This is a genomic window from Gluconobacter cerevisiae (assembly GCF_015244675.1).
GTDB classification, from domain to species: Bacteria; Pseudomonadota; Alphaproteobacteria; order Acetobacterales; family Acetobacteraceae; genus Gluconobacter; species Gluconobacter cerevisiae.
Map to the genome: position 1 here is coordinate 309,687 of NZ_JABCQO010000002.1, position 19,711 is coordinate 329,397.

The following is a 19,711-nucleotide window of genomic DNA, read 5'->3' on the forward strand; positions in this document are numbered from 1 at the left end:
CCGGCGATCCTGACATCGCTTGTTCCAATCCCGCTGCGTCTGTATGACGGGCGCAAATCAAGACACCACATCTAGCCGGAGACGGGCATGACGACCGAAAACCCAGAACAGAGCTCCTCCTACAAACGTGTCCTGCTCAAGGTGTCCGGCGAGGCACTTATGGGCGATGGTCCGTCAGGGGTAGATCCCGTGATGGTGGACATGGTTGCTGCCGACATTGCTGAAGTGAGGGCTTCAGGGGTGGAAGTCTGCCTCGTCGTTGGAGGTGGCAACATTTTCCGCGGTCTGGCCGCCGCCGCCAAGGGCATGGATCGCGCGCAGGGTGATTATGCCGGTATGCTGGCAACCGTCATCAATGCGCTGATGCTGCAAAATGCGCTGGAGCGTCGTGGCATGGAAACGCGTGTCATGACCGCGATCCAGATGGCCTCCATTGCCGAACCCTATATTCGTCGTCGTGCCGTGCGTCACATGGAGAAGGGCCGCGTCGTTATTTTCGCAGCCGGGACAGGCAATCCGTTCTTTACGACGGACACAGCCGCCGCCCTGCGTGCCAACGAAATGGAGTGTGACGCGCTCTTCAAGGGAACGCAGGTGGATGGCGTCTATTCCGCCGACCCGCGCCGCAATCCCGATGCCACGCGTTACGACCGCCTGACCTATCTCGAAGTCCTTGCCCGCGATCTGAACGTGATGGATGCTGCAGCCATCAGTCTGGCCCGTGAAAACAAATTGCCCATCGTGGTCTTCAACATGCATGCTCCTGGCTCTTTCAGCGCCGTCATGCGTGGGGAAGGGCTCTTCACCAAGATCATCGAAGCGGACTGATCTTCGCATTTTCAACGAAATCTTCAGGTTTTATCCTGAGACCAACGTCGAACTGAAAGGAACAGCTCATGCCTGCTGACCTGAATGACCTCATCGCCGATCTGACCCGTCGTATGGACGGTGCGATCGAAAGCCTGCGCCGGGACCTTTCCGGTCTGCGGTCGGGTCGCGCCAGCCCGAACCTGCTGGAGCCGGTCCGCGTCGAAGCCTACGGGTCTGAAGTGCCCCTGTCACAGGTGGGCTCCATCGCCGTTCCTGAAGCACGGATGCTGACGGTTTCCGTTTGGGACCGCACGGTCGTCAGCGCTGTCGAGCGCGCCATCCGCGATAGCGGCCTCGGGCTCAATCCGTCCACGGATGGTCAGACGGTCCGCGTTCCCATTCCGGCCCTCACCGAAGAGCGTCGTAACGAACTGGCCCGTGCTGCCGCCCGCTACACCGAAAACGGCAAAATCTCCGTGCGTGGTGTGCGACGTGACGGCATGGAGCAGACCAAAGCGCTGGAAAAGAAGAGCGATATCAGTCAGGACGACATGAAAACCTGGACTGATGCCATCCAGAAGCTGACGGACCAGTACATCAAGAAAGTGGACGATATTTTCGCGGACAAAGAACGCGAGATCAAACAGGTCTGATTGCACATTTGCCCTTAGGATCTTTTCCCCGCTCCGAACGTACGGCTCCCCCTTCTGCTGATGGGGGAGCCAGCACTGTTCCCGTCCATGTCGCCGTAATCATGGATGGAAACGGTCGCTGGGCACGTGCGCGCAGACTTCCGGTTATTGCAGGGCACCGCAAAGGGGCCGAGTCCGTACAGGAATGCGTGCGTGCAGCCATTCGCCAGGGCGTGCGATATCTGACGCTTTATGCATTCTCTTCCGAGAACTGGCGCCGTTCCACAAAGGAAGTCGGGGATCTGACGTCGCTGCTGCGTTTTTATCTGCGACACAAGATCAACGAACTTCACGCGCAGGGCGTGCGGTTGCGAATTATTGGTGAGCCGGAGCGGTTCGAAGGTCCGCTACGTGAAGAACTCCGCCGCGCTGAATCTCTGACGCTACATAACACGACGCTGACCCTCACGCTCGCACTGTCTTACGGTGGACGTGCGGAGATTGTGCAGGCTGCCCGCCGCCTCGCCGAGGATGCTGTTGCTGGTAGAATTGCTGTTGATGACATCAATGAATCCACGCTCCACAACGCGCTTCAGACGGCCGATATGCCTGACCCTGATCTGGTGATCCGGACCAGTGGTGAATCCCGACTGTCCAATTTTCTGCTCTGGCAGAGTGCATATGCCGAGCTGATCTTTATGGACGTACTCTGGCCCGATTTCGGGGAGGCTGAATTTCTGGAGGCCCTGTCGCGCTTTGCCGGTCGCCAGCGCAGGTTTGGTGGGCGTCCCGCATGAGCAGTGCTTCTGCACGATGGTCCGATCTGCGGCTGCGTCTTCTGTCGGCAGCGGTCCTCGTGCCGGTCGCCGCTTTCTGCATCTGGCGTGGCGGTCTGGTCTATGATGCCCTGATCCTGCTGGCGATGTTCGGTCTGGTCTGGGAAGGTGAGACGCTTGTCCGCCAGCCCCTGAAGACGTGGCGCGGCGCTCTGCTGCTCGCCTGGCCCGTGATTGCTGGTCTTGCCGCCCTAAAAGGGGAGTGGAGCGCCGCCTTCTGGATGATCTGGCCTACGCTGATTTTTGGCTTTCCCGCCAGTGTCCCGGTCATCGTTGCCATTGTCGGCGGCCTGTCGCTTCTGTGGCTCCGTCATCTGTCTTTCGGAATGGCATCTGTTCTCTTCGTTCTGTCCGTTGTGATTGCGAGCGACAGTTTCGCATATCTGACGGGCCGCGTTTTCGGCGGTCCCAAGCTGGCTCCATCCATTTCTCCGGGCAAAACCCGCTCCGGTGCAATTGGAGGGCTGCTTGGAGCGTCTCTGGCGGGCGGCCTTGTCGCCTGGCTGGCTGCACCGGGAACGCAGATTGGCGGTCTGCTTTGTGGGGCGGTTCTGGGCGTTTTTTCCCAAAGTGGAGATCTTCTGGAAAGCGCTGCCAAACGTCGACTGGGCGTCAAAGATTCAGGACGTCTCATTCCCGGGCATGGCGGCCTTCTGGACCGCTTTGACGGCCTTCTTGCCGCGGCTCCTGCGGCGGCCCTGTTATCGCTTGCGGTGGCGACACAGCCTTTCTGGTCCATCATTCCTGTACATTCACCTATTTCTCACGGGAGTTCTTTTCATGACTGACGGTTCTGCACGCCCCACACGCCGGCGCATCACGGTGCTGGGCAGCACCGGCAGCATTGGAACTTCCACGGTCGACCTTCTTGCCCGGATCCCGGATGAGATCGAAGTGCGGGCATTGGTCGGAGGCTGCAACGCGGCTCTTCTGGCCGAACAGGCCCGGCTTCTGAATGCTGAGGTGGCCGTCCTGCATGACGAAAGCCGTCATGACGAACTGAAATCACTGCTCGCAGGTAGCGGCATCCGCACGGCTGCGGGTCGTCAGGCCGTTATCGAAGCCGGTGCCATGGAAGCGGACTGGACTATGGCCGCGATTACTGGCGCGGCAGGTCTGGAACCCACACTGGCCTCCGTTCGCAACGGACATGCCGTGGCTCTCGCCAACAAGGAAGCGCTCGTCTGCGCGGGCGATGTCATGCTGCGTGCCGTGTCTGAAGCTGGAGCTACGCTTCTGCCCGTCGATTCGGAACATAACGCCATCGCCCAGTCTCTGGGGGCCTGCGATATGCAAAGTGTCGAGAAAATCATCCTGACAGCATCAGGCGGCCCTTTCCGTCAGTCGACGCTTGAAGAGATGCGCGCAGCCACTCCTGAAAAGGCCCTGAAGCATCCAACATGGTCGATGGGCGCTAAAATTACGATCGATTCGGCGTCCATGGCCAACAAGGGGCTGGAAGTCATCGAAGCCGCACGGCTGTTTGGCTTGACCGAAGACCGGATCGACGTTCTGGTTCATCCGCAGTCTGTTGTGCACGGTCTCGTGCAGTTCCGTGACGGCAGTCTCGTCTCCCAGATGGGATCTGCGGACATGCGCATTCCTATTGCCCATACGCTCGCCTGGCCCAGACGTATGGAGACACCCTGTGGGCGCCTTGATCTGGCTGCCTACGGCCGCCTTGAGTTCGAAGCCCCAGACGAAGTGCGGTTCGCTCCTCTTCGTCTTGCCCGGCAGGTTCTGCGGGCGGGTGGAGCGGCTCCTGCCGTGTTCTCCGCTGCCAACGAAATCGCTGTCGAGGCGTTTCTGAACCGTCGTATCGGATTTCTTGGCATTGGCGAGACAATCGACGCTGCTCTTCAAGCCATGACTGAAAATCCCGAACTCCGAACCCTGGATGATGTTCTGCACTGGGATGCGCTGGGTCGGGAGCTTGCCGAGACCCATATCCTGCGGACCAGTGGACATCTGCGAAACCACGTCAGTGAGACCGCCCTGAATGCATGATCTTTTGCGTACCATTCTGGCCTATGTCCTGATTCTGGGCATTCTCGTCTTCATTCACGAGCTTGGGCATTATCTGGCGGCGCGCTGGCGTGGCGTGAAGGTCGATACGTTTTCCATCGGCTTTGGCCCCGCACTCTATCGCTGGCATGACAAATCCGGGACTGAATGGCGGATCAGTGCCATTCCTCTGGGTGGTTTCGTCAAGCCGCACGGGTTTGAAGGCCCGGAAGATGCGACTGAAGAACAAAAAGCTGCATGGATTCCGGGACGGACGTTCCACGACAAGCCTGTGGGGTCGCGGGCGATCGTCATTCTAATGGGGCCGGTCTTCAATTTCATCTTTGCCATTCTGGCGTTTACGGTGCTGTTCGCAGTCGTCGGGAAGCCAGAAATCCACGGAGATATTTCACAGGTTGTAGCAGGAAGCCCTGCGGATCATGCTGGCATCAAGCCGGGCGATGTGATCACCCGGATCGGAGAGACCCATATCCTCGGTGCTGAGGACGTGATGAACACCGTGTCCTCTCATCCGGGGCAGCAGACAGTTCTTGGAGTGCACCGCGGCACCGAAGACCTCAGTCTGCCTGTCACGTTTGATAGCGTGAAAAGCGGCGGGCATGAGACGGGCAGCCTTGGGGTTGCGTTCGCCATTTCCCGCGGACGTCCTGTTTCGCTTCCTTCTGCGTTCATCATGGGCATGGAGGAAACCTGGGATAAATCGGTCATGACGCTGCAAGGCGTCTGGCAGATCATCAGTGGCCAGCGGAGCGCCAAGGAGCTGGGCGGTACGATTCGCATTGCGCAGCTCTCGGGACAGGTCGCCAGCTACGGTCTGGCCAGCATCATTTCCTTCATGGCGCTGCTTTCGATCAATCTTGGTCTGATCAATCTCTTTCCAATTCCCGTGCTCGATGGTGGTCGTCTGGTCTTTTATGCGTGCGAACTCGTTCGTGGCCGCCCGGTCTCGCGCAGGGTCCAGGATGTCAGCATGCAGGTCGGAATGGCGCTGATTGGCGCCCTTTTCCTCTTCTCGACATTCAACGATCTGACCAATATCGGACTGTTTCACTGGATCTTTCACGCAGTAAGCTAAATATTCTGAAAAGACTTGTGATACAGTCGAACACGTCAGGGCATCTTGCGCGGGGTAGGGGTTATCGGATACCTCGGCCAGTGGCGTAACGTGTCAGTCGCCTGCAAAAAATATGTTACAAGGAAAGCCGGTTTGTCAGGATCACGGTCAAGAGGTTCCCGGTCTTCGAACACGCGTCTGATGCTTCTCGCATCAGCCTGCCTGCTGCCGGTCGTCCTCGGAACAGCTCAGGCGCGTTCCGTTCGTCATCAGGCCCCGGCATCAGCCCCCGGCGGAAACATCATTCAAGCCATCTCGGTCAAGGGAAATACCCGGATCGAGACGAGTACGGTGTTGTCCTATATGGTCGCCCAGCCGGGTGATACGTTCAACCAGGACGACCTCGACCGTTCGCTGAAGACGCTTTACGCTACCGGTCTGTTCAAGGACGTCACGCTGCACCGCGATGGCAATACGCTGCTCGTAGATCTCGTCGAAAACCCGATCGTCAACCGCATCGTGTTTGAAGGCAATCACGCGCTGAAGGACGAGGACCTCCGCAAGGAGATCAGCCTGCGTCCTCGCGCGGTCTTCTCGGCAGAAACCACGGCTGCTGACCGGCAGAAGATCCTGAACCAGTATGCCAGCAAGGCTCGCTTCGGCGCGACCGTTACGCCGCAGATTGTCAGGCTGTCCCATAATCGCGTTGATGTGGTGTTCAACATCAACGAAGCGCAGCAGACTCTCATCAAGAAGATTGTTTTCGTCGGCAATCATGCCTTCAGTGAAGCACGTCTTGCACAGGTTATTTCATCCAAAGAGTCGAACTGGTACCGGTTTTTCTCGTCATCGGATGAATATAATCCAGAACGCATTAAATATGATGCAGAGCTGTTGCGCCGTTTCTACCTGCATAACGGCTTTGTGGATTTCCACATGGTCGACGCGACGGGTGAACTCGCTCCAGATCACAAATCTTTCTACATCACCTTCACCGTTCATGAAGGTGATCGGTACCGCCTGGGTAAAATGGATGTCCGCTCCAGCGTACGCCATGTGACGTCCGAGATGCTTCGTCCGCATGTCGAGCTGTTCCCGCACCAGATCTATGATGGCACGGCGATTCAGAACAATACCAAGAACATGCAGGAATGGTTGCAGGCCTCAGGTCACCCGTTCGCTATGGTTCGTTCGGAAATCGCCCGGAACCCGGAAAAGCACGTTGTTGACCTGCTGTTCGATGTGACAGAGGGACCGCATGTTTATGTCGAGCGAATTGACATCAACGGCAACACCATTACGCATGACGATGTAATCCGCCGGAACCTGCCGATGGCGGAAGGGGACCCGTACACCCCGTTCGATCGCAAATATTCCAAGCTGGGTCTTCAGGATCTCGGATATTTCAGTTCTGTTTCCGTTGATCAGACGCAGGGTTCAGCGCCTGACCGCGTCAACGTTTCTGCGAACGTGGTCGAGAAGCCGACTGGCGAATTCTCGCTGGGTGGTGGTTACTCGACAGACGTAGGTATCCTTGGAAACGCCTCGATCAAGCAGCACAACCTGCTCGGAACGGGCGTAGATGCCGGTATTTCGGGAACGGTCGCCTATTATGAAAAACAGGCCGACATCTCGATCACGGATCCGTACTTCCTGAATCGCAATCTTGTGGCGGGTGCAGATTTCTACTTCATCCAGAACAACTATCAGACGTATCAGAGCTATAAAGAATCTCAGTACGGCATGAGCCTGCGTCTGGGTTACGCCTATAACCGCTATCTGTCGCAGTCCTGGAACTACACCCTTGTCGATCGTCAGGTCGGTAATTTCTACGATGCTTCTGCCGTGGCACAGGACCCGAGCCTGATTCAGTGGGTTCCCTCGATCTATGTCCAGCAGTCTGCTGGATGGTCATTGTTGTCGCAGCTCAGCACCTCCATAACCTATGATCGTCGTGACCAACGGGCCAAGCCGCACTCCGGTTATATGTTCAAGGTCGGTGGTGACTTCGCAGGTCTGGGTGGTAACTCCAAATATGCCCGCGTGAAGGCTGATGGTGCCTATTACCTGCCGCTCGATGACCTGACCGGCAACCACGACTGGACCTTCCAGTTCAAGGGGGGCGTCGGTTACATGGGTGACTGGAGCTCCAACGGAAACCGTAACATCATTGATAACTTCTATCTTGGTGGCGAGAACCTGCGAGGCTTCCTTCAGGGTGGTGTTGGGCCGCGTTCGGGCCACATCAAGGTTAATGGCGTCTATATCCCGGCTCAGGGGCAGGAAGATCTTCTGGGTGGTCGTTTCATGTATACGGCCTCCGCACAGCTTAACTTCCCGCTGCCCATGGGTGACGATCTCGGGATTTCCGGGCGTGGCTTCATTGATGCCGGTAGTCTCGCGGGCCTGCGCGTCAAACATCTGTATACGAACCGCACGAATGACGGGGACAACTACACCCCGATCACCGGCGACAATCTGATCCCGCGCGTTTCCGGCGGTCTGGGCGTGTCGTGGAAGAGCCCGTTCGGCCTCGTGAACATTGATGGCGCCGTGCCGATCCGCAAAGAACACGGTGACCGTCTGTATCCGCTGCGTTTTGGTTTCGGTCAGCAGTTCTGATCTGTCCGAACCCTTGCCATCCTGTTTTCCAACCCCTTGCCAAGAGGTGGTCATGACCCTCAATTCCCTGATGCGCACGGTTTCGGCCGGCGCGCTTCTGGCTGCGTCGATTCTTGTCTCCGCTCCGGGTGCTCACGCGCAGGCTGCTGGCGGCAACGGTGGCTGGTTCGTTCCCAAGGCCGCTCATCCTGATGCCCCGCCGCCGCGCCCCGTGCAGCGGCGCGTTCCGGAAGCGGCTCCTGAAGAGGAAGAGGAAGCCGCTCCCTCCGATCAGCAGCAGGCTCCTCCCGTCCTGCCTCTTCCTCCGATCCCGGCTCCTCCGAGCATCGCGAAAGGCGCTCCCCCGCCGGCTGCCATTATCGGTGTGATCAATGTTCAGGCCGTCATGCAGATTTCCAGCGCATGGCAGGAAATCCAGCAGGTTCTGGGCGCGCGTCGGGATCATCTGGCGCAGGCCGTCCAGCGTGAAGAGGCTGCATGGCGTGGTGAACAGCAGAAGCTGCAGGCGCAGGCCCGGACCCTGACATCCGACCAGATCCAGCTGCGGGAGCGTCACCTCCAGGAACGCCGCGCCAAGGACCAGCATGATTTCGGCGGTCAGGCCCGGATTATCCAGGAAGCGGCACAGGTTGCCATGCACCAGATCGAGCGCGAGCTGGAAGAGCCTAACGGTATCATCGCGGCTGTTGCGGCAGCGCATAACATGAACCTGATCCTGCATGCCGAGCAGGTCGTGCTACATGTTGGCGGTCAGGACATTACCGAGGAAGTAGGCGCGCAGCTCAACAAGACGCTGCCGCATGTCTTCATCCCCGGCGATGGTGTTGACCCCGAACAGCTCGCCCGTTCCGGCAAGATGCCGACGACTGCTGACGAACAGCGGCAGGCTCAGGGTGGCGCACAGCCCCAGCAGGCGGCTCCTGCCTCCGCACCGAATGAGTCCGTTCTTCGTCAGCATCACTGAGGCGAGTGACCGTGTCTGATATGACAGCAAGCGAGACCCGTCCTGGCGATAGCCGTTTTTTTCAGCGCTCCGGGCCTTTTGGTCTGGAGCAACTGGCTGAAGCATCCAGTGGCGAGGTCGTTGCATCAGCCTCGGGGAAAAGCGTAGCCGCGTTTCGCGGCGTGGCTCCTCTGCACGTAGCTGGGCCTGACGAGGTCAGCTTTCTCGACAACCGTCGTTACCTGCCGCTCTTGGCCGAAACGAAAGCTGGCGCGGTTATTCTCTCGCCAGCGTTTTCCGACAAGCTGCCGCCAGATACGGCTGGTCTGGTCTGCAAGGCGCCTTACCTCGCCTGGGCCCGTGTCGCCACATTGTTTCATCCTGACCCAAAGTCCACCGGAATCCGCCATCCAACAGCCTGCGTTGCAGATGATGCAGAGATTGGCGAAAATGTCGAAATCGGTCCCTTTGCCGTAATTGGCAGCGGTGTCCGTATCGGCCGTGACACCATCCTGGCCAGTCATGTCAGCATCGGTCAGAGCGTTGAAATCGGTTCGCGGTGCCGTATCGGTGCTCATGCTGCCATTTCTCATGCGCGTATTGGTGATCGGGTCACGCTCTATCCCGGTGTCCGCATCGGACAGGACGGTTTCGGGTTCGCCGTAGGGCCGGAAGGGTTTGAAACCGTTCCACAGCTCGGTCTGGTCGTTTTGGAAGACGGCGTGGAAGTCGGTGCGAACTCCACGATTGATCGCGGTTCCATGCGGGATACGCTGATCGGGGCAGGCACCCGCATCGATAATCTCGTGCAGATCGGTCATAATGCCCGTCTGGGACGATGCTGCATTGTTGTGTCGCAGGCTGGCATTTCCGGTTCCACGGAACTGGGTGATTTTGTCACCATCGCCGCGCAGGCTGGTCTGATCGGACATATCAAGATTGGCTCCAAGGCCCGTATCGGCGCCCAATGTGGTGTCATGTCAGACGTGGATGCTGGGGCCGATGTCATTGGTAGCCCCGCCATGCCGTTCCGCGAGTTTTTCCGGAATGTTGCTACGTTGCGGAAGCTTTCCCGCAAAAGCAGTGACTAACAGCTCCGTGGCGCGGATGGTAACTCCCCCTCAGGTTTGCTAAGGGAAGCCATTCGCGCTGCCACTGGGTAGCAATTGACAGACAACACCGCTTGAAGGGCATGGTGAAACGATGGACCGAGTGGACGCTCCAGCCGAACAGATGACTCCCGCGACAGACGCCGCTGCAGGGAATCAGCTTCCGCAGAGCATCGACATTCTCAAGATCATGCAGTCGATCCCGCATCGGTATCCGTTCCTGCTGATCGACAAGATGGTCGAGATCCATGCCGGGCAATCCGCCATCGGCATCAAGAATGTAACGGTTAACGAGCCGTTCTTTCAGGGGCATTTCCCCTCCCATCCTGTGATGCCCGGTGTTCTGATCGTCGAAGCCATGGCTCAGACAGCGGCCACGCTGGTCGTTATGACTTTGGGTGAAGCGTTTGAAGGCAAGCTGGTCTATTTCATGACGATTGAAAACGCGAAGTTCCGCCGCCCGGTCGGCCCCGGAGACCAGCTCCGTATCCATGTGGACAAGGAACGTTCCCGCGCCAATGTCTGGAAATTCAAGGGTGTGGCCCGGGTTGATGGTGTGGCCGTGGCCGAAGCGACCTTCAGTGCGATGATCATGGGTTGACGTTGATGCAGATGGCAGGGAAGCGTCCCGAAACCGCCGAAATTCACGTGACCGCTCTCGTAGATCCGCGTGCGCGCATCGGCGAGAACGTGCGCATCGGGCCCTGGTGTCTGGTTGGTCCCAACGTCACTATTGGTGACGGGGTCTGTCTGCACGCATCGGTCATTGTGGATGGATACACAACCCTGCGCGAAGGCGTGGAGATTTATCCGTTCGTGACGATCGGTCTTGCCCCACAGGATCTGAAATATGCCGGCGAGCCCACTCTGTGCGAAGTGGGTGCCAATACGGTCATCCGTGAAAACGTGACCATTCATCGCGGCACGGCGCAAGGTCATGCTCTCACACGCATTGGCGCGAACTGTCTGATCATGGCCAATTCCCATGTGGCTCATGATTGTGTCCTTGGCGACCGCGTCATCATCGTCAACAATGTTGTCATGGGCGGTCATGTTGAAATTGACGATGACGCCAAGGTCATGGGATCTGCAGCGCTGCACCAGTTTGTCCGTATCGGGCGCGGGGCTGTCGTCGGCGGCGTCTGTGGTGTGGAAATGGACGTTATTCCTTACGGAAGCGTTCTGGGGAATCGTGCCCGTCTGGTTGGGCTGAACTGGATCGGCCTGAAACGTTCGGGCGTTGGTCCGGAAGAAATGCAGGCCATGCGCCGTGCGTTCCGCACACTCTATCCCCGTCACGGGGCGACGGAAGCTGTTCTGGAAAGCCGTATTGCCGAAGTCAGGGCGGAATACGGTCATCTCCCTCGCATCGCCGAGATGTTGGACTTCATGGAAGCGCCGAGTCGTCGCGGCCTGACACGTGTCGCGCGTCAGGAAGGGCAGTCTGAAACCGAAGGCGCCTGACGTGGGCGATCGGGGCTGCATCGGTATTCTGGCCGGCTCGGGACCGCTTCCCGCGCAGGTTGCTGCCGCAGCCATCGCCAAGGGGCGCAAGGTTTTCGTCATCGGGTTCCGCGACTTCGCCGATCGTGCGCTTCTTGAACCCTATCCACATGAAGTCATCCGCCTAGCGGCTGCTGGCGACATTCTCGGCGCCCTCAAGAAAAACAACTGCCGCGAACTGGTCCTGATCGGACCGGTCCGTCGCCCTGCGTGGCGGGATCTGCGTCCCGACGCTGATGGGGCTCGCATCCTGGCCCGTCTTGGGCGGGCGATTTTTTCCGGAGATGACGGACTTCTCGGCGCGATTGTCCGTGTCCTTGGTGAAGAAGGCTTTCATGTCCGTGGTGCACACGAATTTCTCGAGCATGCCACTGGCCGCTCAGGAACTCTGGGGCGTGTTCTTCCTGACGCGCAGGCCAAGCAGGACATCGCTCGTGGTGTCGATGTTCTCAAAGCGATGGCCGTCCTTGATATCGGTCAGGGATGCGTGGTCCAGAACGGGCTTGTGCTGGCTGTAGAGGCTCTGGAGGGCACGGACGCCATGCTGGGCCGCTGTGGGCGCCTCATGCAGGCGGGAAGTGGTGGCGTTCTTGTGAAGATGCCAAAGACGGGACAGGACCTTCGGGCGGATATGCCGACGATTGGGCCGGAGACGCTGGAAAATGCAGCCCGGAACGGATTGCGGGGCGTTGCGTTTCAGCCCGGAGTAACCCTCATGACGGACCCCGCCGGCTGTGTAAAGCTGGCAGATCGTTACGGGCTTTTCCTGTATGGGCTGACACCGGAAGATCTGAAGGACAGATAATGAGTACGTTTCTGCATACGATGGTGAGAATCCGGGACATCGACCGGAGTCTGGCATTCTACAAGCTGCTCGGCATGAAGGAGCTTCGTCGCAAGGAGGTCCGGGAAGGGCGCTACACGCTTGTTTTCATCGGATTCGACGATAATGAGCACGGGCAGGCCGAAATCGAACTTACCTATAACTGGGATCAGGAGTCCGATTACGAGGTTGGAACCGGTTTCGGTCATTTTGCGATTGGCGTTCCAGACGTCGCGGCCCTTATCGAAACAGTTCGTACCGGCGGCGGCAAAGTGACGCGAGAGGCCGGCCCGCTGAAATTTGGCACAACTATTATCGCCTTTGTCGAAGATCCCGATGGCTACAAAATCGAGCTTATCGAGAAGGCGTAAAGTTTTTCAGTAGTTTCAGAGCTTTTTCCAGCGCGTCGACGATCGTTTGCGCGTTCTTCTGGACCGCCCCGTCCTTGTTGCTGCTGAGAATATCGGCACAGAGCAGGGCAGGGGCCAAGGCATTGCGCAGGTCGTGGCGGAAGGCTGCAGCATCCTGAGGCGTAGTGCCGGAAGCCGGGATGTTGTCGGAATCGGACATGGTTCAGGTTCCTTTAGCTCTGGCATTGACATGAAGGGCCTGCGTGCTTACAAGCCCGGGTCTCAATCACCGGGCGTTTCGTGCGCCCGATCGACGCGGATGTCCAGCAGTTGAGGCGTCCGCTTGGTTTTTAAGGATCAACGTCATGAAGCGCACGTATCAACCCTCCAAGCTGGTTCGCAAGCGTCGTCACGGTTTCCGTACGCGTAGCGAAACCGTCGGCGGCCGCCGCGTGCTGGCCAACCGTCGCACCAAGGGTCGCAAGAAGCTCTCCGCCTGAGTTCGACCCAGATCGGCACGACCCATACACCGAGCCGTTTGAAAAAACGGCCGCAGTTTCTGCGTGTAGCCGGGAAAGGGCGCAAGGTCGCCACTCCCGGTATGGTTGTGCAGATCCTGCCGGATGACACAGCGACCGAAACCCGAGTGGGTTTCACAGTTACAAAAAAAGTCGGTAATTCTGTCATCCGTAACCGCACCCGCCGTCGCCTTCGCGAGGCTCTCCGCCTCGTTGCGCGGGAAGACGGTCTGCCTTCCGGCGATTTCGTTCTGATCGGACGAGATAAGACCCGGGAACGCGAGTTCTCCCTTCTTAAAGACGATCTGCGACAGGCCCTTCGTAAAGGGTTGGATGTCAATTTCCGTGAAAAACCTTCCGGGAATTCCAGTCATGCCCGGAATCGGGCGAAATGATTGTGTCGCTCATCAGGAATGCCGTCACGGCCCTGATGTTGTCGCTTATTGACGCCTACAAGCTTTTCATCAGTCCAGTCATCGGCACCAATTGCCGGTTCGATCCGACCTGCAGTACCTATGCGCTGACAGTGATCCGTGAGCATGGTCCCGTTCGTGGTGGCTGGCTTGCACTGCGTCGGATCGGGCGCTGCCATCCCTGGTCGGAGGGAGGTACGGATCTGCCTCCGAAGCCACACCGGCATTAAAAACACCCTTCACCTATTGTTTTGGATGCGGTTTTCGGCCACTTGAAGCGCAAGCCCCATTCAGTGAGACGAAAGACCGGCATCCGCCCGATGGACATCAAGCGCATTATTGCGGCCACACTTCTCTCGGCCCTTATCCTGATCGGTTTCGACTATTTCATGCCGAAGCCCCACCAGGACGACTCCCATCCCGTCCCTCATGCGCCCGCAGCGCAGATTCAGGCTAGCACGCCTGTTGCGACCGCGTCTGAGCCAACTGCGGAAACTCAGGTTTCCGCGCGACGTATCCCGCTCAACGGACCGGATGTGCAGGGATCCGTCAATCTGAAGGGCGCCGTGCTGGATGATTTGATCCTCACGAAATATCGCGAGACCCTTGCCAAAAACAGCCCGCTGGTGCGGCTGCTGGACAAGGCGGGAAGCGCGCATCCCAATTTCGTCGTGATAGGCTGGACAAATGCTCCGGGCTCCAATGCTCGCGTGCCTGATCTGAATACGGTCTGGGACAGCACTGACGAGACGCTGACGCCGGATCACCCGGTGACGCTGCATTGGGATAACGGGCAGGGGCTGGTGTTCTCCATTCAGATCGGACTGGACGAGCACTACATGTTCGCCGTGAACCAGACGGTTGAGAACCACTCCGCACAGCCGGTGGCACTTGTGCCGTTCCAGCGCGTACAGCGGGACTATGAAGCACCGGAAGGGGCTTTCACCGCACATGAAGGCCCTATCGCCGTCATTGGCGGTCGGATGCAGGACGAGAGCTACAAAAATCTTCGTAAAGGTGCTGACCATCCGGATCATGTCTCCTGGTCCTCGACGGGAACGAGTGGTTGGGATGGCATCAGTGACAAGTTCTGGCTGACGGCTGTGGCGCCTGCGGACGGGACACCTGTTGCAGCGAGTTTTGCCTACGTTCCCGGTGCGCCTGCATCCTATCAGGTTAGTATGGCAACGCAGGCTCCGCAGCAGATCATGCCCAACGGATCTGTCACCGAAAAGAGCCATGTTTTCGCCGGAGCCAAGGTTCTCAGCCTGTTGCAGTCTTACAGCAAACAGCTTGGAATCCCTGATCTGGACAAGGCGATCGACTTCGGCTGGTTCAGCTTCCTGACCCGTCCGCTACTGACGCTTCTGCACTGGTTGTATCTGCATATTGGCAATTTCGGCCTCGCGCTGATGGCGCTGACGCTGATCGTCAAGATCGTTCTCTTCCCACTGGCCTCCAAGGCTGCCCAGTCTTCGGCGCGCATGCGTCTGCTGGCGCCCAAGGTCAAGGAAATTCGGGAGAAGAACAAAGACGATCCGATGGCTATGAACCAGAAGGTCATGGCGCTGTATCGTGAAGAGAAGGTCAGTCCGGCCAGCGGCTGTCTGCCAATGCTGATCCAGGCCCCGATCTTTTTCTGCCTGTATAAAATCCTGAACATCAGCATCGATGCCCGTCATGCGCCGTTCTTCGGCTGGATCCGCGATCTGTCGATGCCGGACCCGACGAACGTGTTCAACCTGTTCGGTCTGCTGCCGTTTGATCCAACGCAGTATTCCTCATTCCTGCATGTCAGCATCTGGGGTGCGGCGCTCGGCCTGACGTTCTGGCTGCTGCAGCGTCAGACCAGTTCGACGGCGAGCCTTGACCCGGCACAGGCACGGGTAATGCAGTTCATGCCGCTGGCCTATGTGTTCTTCATGTCCGGATTTCCGGCCAGTCTTCTGGTCTATTACACATGGAACAATCTGCTGACGGTCGCACAGCAGATGTTTATCCAGCGCCGGACCGCTCTTCCCGTTCCGGTATCCCGGACCTGAGGCATGATGAAAGAAATACCCGGGCCTCCGACTGAGGCCCAGATCGAGGATGGGCGGCTTTTGTTTGCGGGAGAATGCGAATTCTTCTTTGGCTCGCAGAAGATCGACCAGCTTCCACCCATTGGGCGGCCGGAGGTGGCCTTTGCCGGTCGCTCCAATGTCGGCAAATCGAGCCTGATCAATGCGCTGACGGGGCGTCGGGCTCTGGCACGAGCGTCTTCCGAGCCAGGGCGAACCAAGCAGCTCAACTTCTTCAACCTTGCTGACCGCGTGTCTCTCGTGGACATGCCGGGTTACGGATTTGCCAAGGCTGCGAAGTCGGTCAAGGAAGACTGGCAGGACATGATGTTCGCCTATCTTCGGGGCCGCACCACGCTGGAGCGCGTCATCCTGCTTCTGGATGCCCGGATTGAGCTCAAGGAGTCTGATAAGGACGTCATGGAACTGCTGAATCGTGCGGCCGTGGTGTTCCAGATCGTGCTGACCAAATGCGATCAGGTACGGCCCAAGGCGCTTGCTACGAAGATTGCGGAAGTCGAGGCGCTGGCGCTTAAACATGCCGCCGCTTATCCGCGTATCATCTCGACGAGCAGCGAGACCGGGTTCGGGATCGAGGATCTGCGGGCGGAAATTGCCCGTTTTGCCGCGCCACTCCAGACGTCAGGGGAAGGACAGTCCGGATCATGACCAGTAAGACCCACAGCGATAAACTGCCGGATGTGCCGCCGGTTGTGAATGCGGAAGAGGCACAGGCTCAGGCAGCCATCCTGTCCAGTGCGCTACCGTTCCTGCGCCGTTATGCCGGGGATACGATTGTCGTTAAGTACGGCGGTCATGCCATGGGTGAGGGCAAGCTCGCACATGCGTTCGGCTATGATATCGCTCTGCTCAAGCTGGTCGGGATCAATCCGATCGTGGTGCATGGTGGTGGACCGCAGATCAGCGCGATGCTGGACCGTCTGAAAATCCGCTCCGAGTTCATCGACGGGCTTCGCGTCACGGACCAGTCGATGGTCGATGTGATCGAGATGGTGTTGTCTGGCAGCGTCAATAAACAGGTCGCTGAGCTGATTAACCGGGCCGGAGCGCTGGCTGTCGGCATTTCAGGTAAGGATGGCGGTCTGCTTCAGGCACGTCGTCTGACACGCACGAAGCGCGACCCGGACAGTGAAATCGAGAAGGTTATTGATCTCGGTTTCGTAGGACAGCCGGAAAAGATTGATCCGCGAGTGCTCTATGCGTTGCTCGGGGCCGGGCTGATCCCCGTGATTGCTCCGGTGGGTGTGGGGCCAGACGGTGAAACCTACAACATCAACGCGGATACGGCGGCAGGTGCGATCGCTGGCGCGGTCCATGCCTCACGCCTCTTGATGCTGACGGACGTTCCAGGAGTGCTGGATGAGAACGGTAAGCTTATCGAGGAGCTGAGTGCTGAAGAGGCTCTGCGCCGGATTGCTGATGGTTCGATTTCGGGGGGCATGATTCCGAAGGTCGAAACCTGCCTCGAGGCCGTTCGCCAAGGGGCTAAGGCCGCTGTCATTCTGGACGGCCGGGTGCCGCATAGCTGTTTGCTGGAGCTTTTCACGCGGGCAGGACCCGGAACGCTCATCAAGGCTTAATCGGCCTTACAGTAAACTTGGATTAAGGATTATGGCGCTTCATGTGAGAAGCGCCATTTTCTGTTCTCGGCCAGGCCTTCCCGTAAGGCCAGCATTCCGCGTTCCAACAGGGTTTCAGGGGTTTCCTCGGCGTTGGCTTCGCGGGAGACAAGCCCGAGTTGTAACGGAAGGTGGACGGGAGGGTCGATCAAAATGGGAATACCGTGCGCTGTCATGCGTTCGGCCCGTTCGGCTGCTGCAAAGCGGTCGCCGCCATCCATCCAAAGCCCGAAAATATTATTGCTGATGCGCCCTATGGCGTCCGTTGGGCGGACCGCCTTGCGTAGGAGCGCGACGCATTGTTTGAGCGCTTCTTCGCCTGCTTCAAAACCTCGTGTTTTTGACAGTTCCGTCAGACCTGGGACGCGCGCGATGATCAAGGTTGCGGGCATGACCTCCTGATCTAGACGGCGCGTGCGGCGTTCTATTTCCGCCTTCAAACCCTGCCAGTTCAACAGATTGGACGAAATGTCATAATCCGAGTCGAGCAGGATCCGGCGATGAATGCTATCGAGCTCCCAGAAACCTGCCAGCAGGGAACAGACGGCCTGACAGAGTTGCCTTTCCAGCGATGACCATGGGGTGGTACGCCAGACAATCAGACACATCTGTTCGAGACTGCGGATGTTTTCCCGGGAGATCATGGCATAACGCGTGCCAGCTCTGAAAACGATTGTCCCTGTTTGAGTAAGGCTTGCAGAGAGAACGGCCTGAATATCGTCTGTCAGGCCTGAGGAACTGTACAGGAGCGTGTTGGGATTTGCCGTATCCAACAGTGCTCCCTCGGCGGCGAGGGGCTCCAGCAGGGCTTCCATGGCAGCAGCGGCGGCCAGTCGAGGTACGATAGCCTTGCGCAGAGCGGTCGTTACCGCAGCAAGAATTGCGATTCCATCATGTTCAGGAAGCGGGGCGGCTCCGTTTGCAAGGCTGGAAAGCGGCGCTGAAACGGTTGTGAGTGTGCCGCGTGTGCCGGTAACGCGTCCTTCATTATCATGAAATGGGCAGGAAGACAGGATTACGGTCAGAGGGGACCCCTGTGGGGGCGTGATGGAGGCGGGCGTTCCTGCATGAGGCTGCAGGACGTCTATAGAGGCGCATAAGGCGCTGAAGGGACGCCCGATAAAGGCCGTGGTCGGCTGTCCGAGCCAGGTATCCGGGGAAATGAGGATGATCCGGCCGCGACTGTCTGTCTCGAAGACCAGATCCACAGCCTGATACAGCAGGGAACGCCATCTCTCGCGGCTTTCCAGCGTGGACGCCAGCATGTTCCGCAGGTCCTGCGGCGTCCTGTCGGACGCAGACGTGTTCATGAATTGGGACATCAAAGAACGCATATCAGGCAAGGGTGACATATCCCGCAGAAAGCTCCTGGTCGGGCCAGCCAGTCAAAGCCCCCGGTTTTCATAAGCGTGGCAGGTTAAGAAGTCATGAACAACGTGCGAATGTGTGCAGGTCGAAATCCGAGGCAAAGATCCGTTGACATGCACCGTCGGGAATCGCATGTTCCGGCGGATTTCTGCTTTTCTGACCGGACCGACCTGATGCCGAATGCACCTCTTCGTACTGCCATCGAAGCCCTGTGGGAGCGTCGTACGACTCTCAGCGCCCGTACGGAAGGTGAAGACCGTGACGTCGTGGAAAAAGCCCTTTCCGGGCTCGATGCCGGAGCCCTGCGTGTTGCCGAGCCTTCCGAAAGCGGCTGGGTCGTTCATGAGTGGCTGAAGAAAGCTGTCCTTCTGTCGTTCCGTCTGAACGACAGCCGCGTCATGGAACGCGGTTGCGGTGGCGAACCGGCCTTCGACAAGGTTCCGCTGAAGTTTGACGGCTGGGACCAGTTCCGTTTCGCAGAAGCCGGTTTCCGCGCCGTTCCAGGTGCGATCGTGCGTCGCTCCGCCTTCATCGCACCGAATGTGGTGCTGATGCCGAGTTTCGTGAACGTAGGCGCACGCGTCGACAGCGGCACGATGATCGACACCTGGGCGACTGTCGGCTCCTGTGCCCAGATCGGCAAGAACTGCCACATCAGCGGTGGTGCGGGGATCGGCGGCGTTCTGGAGCCGTTGCAGGCTGCTCCGGTCATTATCGAGGACGACTGCTTCATTGGTGCGCGCTCTGAAGTGGCCGAAGGCGTCGTGGTCGAGAAGGGTTCCGTCCTGTCCATGGGTGTGTTCCTCGGCGCGTCCACCAAGATCGTGGACCGTGCGACAGGTGAGATTTTCATGGGCCGCGTCCCGGCCTATTCCGTCGTCATTCCGGGTACACTTCCGCCGAAAGAGCCGGGCATGCCATCGCTGGCCTGTGCGGTGATCGTCAAGCGTGTGGATGAGCGGACGCGCTCCAAGACCTCCATCAACGACCTCCTGCGCGACTGAG

At 58.6% G+C, this 19,711-nt stretch carries 22 protein-coding genes; 20 read left to right on the forward strand and 2 right to left on the reverse strand.

Annotated features, from left to right (window positions below):
• The first annotated feature begins 87 nt into the window (after nt 1–87).
• The 13 genes from pyrH to gloA all read left to right on the forward strand — a co-directional run bounded on the left by pyrH (nt 88) and on the right by gloA (nt 12,728).
• Nucleotides 88–828, forward strand: a complete 741-nt coding sequence (pyrH, locus tag HKD21_RS04255) for a UMP kinase (RefSeq protein WP_194254357.1) — start codon at nt 88–90, stop codon at nt 826–828.
• A 68-nt stretch (nt 829–896) separates the two neighbouring features.
• The gene (gene frr, locus HKD21_RS04260) at nt 897–1,463 is read left to right on the forward strand and encodes a ribosome recycling factor (RefSeq protein WP_194254358.1); all 567 of its coding nucleotides are present in this window, start codon (nt 897–899) and stop codon (nt 1,461–1,463) included.
• Nucleotides 1,464–1,564: 101 nt separating this feature from the next.
• The gene (uppS, locus tag HKD21_RS04265) at nt 1,565–2,239 is read left to right on the forward strand and encodes a polyprenyl diphosphate synthase (protein WP_194254479.1); all 675 of its coding nucleotides are present in this window, start codon (nt 1,565–1,567) and stop codon (nt 2,237–2,239) included.
• On the forward strand, nt 2,236–3,066 hold the full coding sequence (locus HKD21_RS04270) for a phosphatidate cytidylyltransferase (RefSeq protein ID WP_194254359.1): 831 nt from the start codon (nt 2,236–2,238) through the stop codon (nt 3,064–3,066). Before uppS ends, HKD21_RS04270 begins: the two co-directional genes overlap by 4 nt.
• Entirely contained in the window at nt 3,059–4,285 is a 1,227-nt protein-coding gene (gene dxr / locus HKD21_RS04275; RefSeq protein WP_194254360.1) for a 1-deoxy-D-xylulose-5-phosphate reductoisomerase, read from the forward strand. Before HKD21_RS04270 ends, dxr begins: the two co-directional genes overlap by 8 nt.
• A complete protein-coding gene (gene rseP / locus HKD21_RS04280) occupies nt 4,278–5,378 on the forward strand; it encodes an RIP metalloprotease RseP (RefSeq protein WP_194254361.1) in 1,101 nt (366 codons plus the stop codon). Before dxr ends, rseP begins: the two co-directional genes overlap by 8 nt.
• Before the next feature lie 180 nt (nt 5,379–5,558).
• Nucleotides 5,559–7,979 carry an outer membrane protein assembly factor BamA gene (bamA, locus tag HKD21_RS04285; protein WP_194254362.1) on the forward strand — a complete coding sequence of 807 codons (2,421 nt, stop codon included), beginning with the start codon at nt 5,559–5,561 and terminating at the stop codon, nt 7,977–7,979.
• 52 nt (nt 7,980–8,031) lie between these two features.
• Entirely contained in the window at nt 8,032–8,943 is a 912-nt protein-coding gene (locus tag HKD21_RS04290; RefSeq protein WP_194254363.1) for an OmpH family outer membrane protein, read from the forward strand.
• 20 nt (nt 8,944–8,963) lie between these two features.
• Nucleotides 8,964–10,013, forward strand: a complete 1,050-nt coding sequence (gene lpxD / locus HKD21_RS04295) for a UDP-3-O-(3-hydroxymyristoyl)glucosamine N-acyltransferase (RefSeq protein WP_194254480.1) — start codon at nt 8,964–8,966, stop codon at nt 10,011–10,013.
• A gap of 142 nt (nt 10,014–10,155) precedes the next feature.
• A complete protein-coding gene (gene fabZ, locus HKD21_RS04300) occupies nt 10,156–10,632 on the forward strand; it encodes a 3-hydroxyacyl-ACP dehydratase FabZ (RefSeq protein ID WP_194254481.1) in 477 nt (158 codons plus the stop codon).
• A 5-nt stretch (nt 10,633–10,637) separates the two neighbouring features.
• A complete protein-coding gene (gene lpxA, locus HKD21_RS04305; protein WP_194254482.1) occupies nt 10,638–11,495 on the forward strand; it encodes an acyl-ACP--UDP-N-acetylglucosamine O-acyltransferase in 858 nt (285 codons plus the stop codon).
• Between the two features lies 1 nt (nt 11,496).
• Nucleotides 11,497–12,339, forward strand: a complete 843-nt coding sequence (locus HKD21_RS04310; protein WP_194254364.1) for an LpxI family protein — start codon at nt 11,497–11,499, stop codon at nt 12,337–12,339.
• Entirely contained in the window at nt 12,339–12,728 is a 390-nt protein-coding gene (gene gloA, locus HKD21_RS04315; RefSeq protein ID WP_194254365.1) for a lactoylglutathione lyase, read from the forward strand. Before HKD21_RS04310 ends, gloA begins: the two co-directional genes overlap by 1 nt.
• On the opposite strand, the gene HKD21_RS04320 is transcribed toward gloA, so the two are convergent.
• On the reverse strand, nt 12,712–12,927 hold the full coding sequence (locus HKD21_RS04320; protein ID WP_228120911.1) for a hypothetical protein: 216 nt from the start codon (nt 12,925–12,927) through the stop codon (nt 12,712–12,714). The genes gloA and HKD21_RS04320 overlap by 17 nt on opposite strands.
• A 145-nt stretch (nt 12,928–13,072) precedes the next feature.
• Here HKD21_RS04320 and rpmH point away from each other — a divergent pair, with 145 nt between their 5' ends.
• From rpmH to argB, 6 genes are all read left to right on the forward strand, one after another.
• Entirely contained in the window at nt 13,073–13,207 is a 135-nt protein-coding gene (rpmH, locus tag HKD21_RS04325) for a 50S ribosomal protein L34 (protein WP_062033507.1), read from the forward strand.
• Between the two features lie 38 nt (nt 13,208–13,245).
• Nucleotides 13,246–13,620, forward strand: coding sequence for a ribonuclease P protein component (rnpA, locus tag HKD21_RS04330; protein ID WP_252348953.1), 375 nt, complete (start codon nt 13,246–13,248; stop codon nt 13,618–13,620).
• Entirely contained in the window at nt 13,617–13,868 is a 252-nt protein-coding gene (yidD, locus tag HKD21_RS04335) for a membrane protein insertion efficiency factor YidD (RefSeq protein ID WP_194254366.1), read from the forward strand. Before rnpA ends, yidD begins: the two co-directional genes overlap by 4 nt.
• Nucleotides 13,869–13,958: 90 nt before the next feature.
• Nucleotides 13,959–15,680, forward strand: a complete 1,722-nt coding sequence (gene yidC / locus HKD21_RS04340; protein WP_194254484.1) for a membrane protein insertase YidC — start codon at nt 13,959–13,961, stop codon at nt 15,678–15,680.
• A gap of 6 nt (nt 15,681–15,686) precedes the next feature.
• Nucleotides 15,687–16,367, forward strand: a complete 681-nt coding sequence (gene yihA, locus HKD21_RS04345; RefSeq protein WP_194254485.1) for a ribosome biogenesis GTP-binding protein YihA/YsxC — start codon at nt 15,687–15,689, stop codon at nt 16,365–16,367.
• Complete coding sequence (gene argB / locus HKD21_RS04350; protein WP_194254367.1) at nt 16,364–17,299, forward strand: acetylglutamate kinase; 936 nt, start codon at nt 16,364–16,366, stop codon at nt 17,297–17,299. The genes yihA and argB overlap by 4 nt, the downstream gene beginning before the upstream one ends.
• 29 nt (nt 17,300–17,328) lie before the next feature.
• Here argB and HKD21_RS04355 read toward each other — a convergent pair whose 3' ends face one another.
• Nucleotides 17,329–18,648 (reverse strand): sensor domain-containing diguanylate cyclase, encoded by a 1,320-nt coding sequence (locus HKD21_RS04355; RefSeq protein WP_228120913.1) that lies wholly within the window; start codon nt 18,646–18,648, stop codon nt 17,329–17,331.
• 231 nt (nt 18,649–18,879) lie between these two features.
• On the opposite strand from HKD21_RS04355, the gene dapD reads away from it, so the two are divergent.
• Nucleotides 18,880–19,710, forward strand: a complete 831-nt coding sequence (gene dapD / locus HKD21_RS04360) for a 2,3,4,5-tetrahydropyridine-2,6-dicarboxylate N-succinyltransferase (protein WP_194254369.1) — start codon at nt 18,880–18,882, stop codon at nt 19,708–19,710.
• The last annotated feature ends 1 nt before the right edge of the window (nt 19,711 follow it).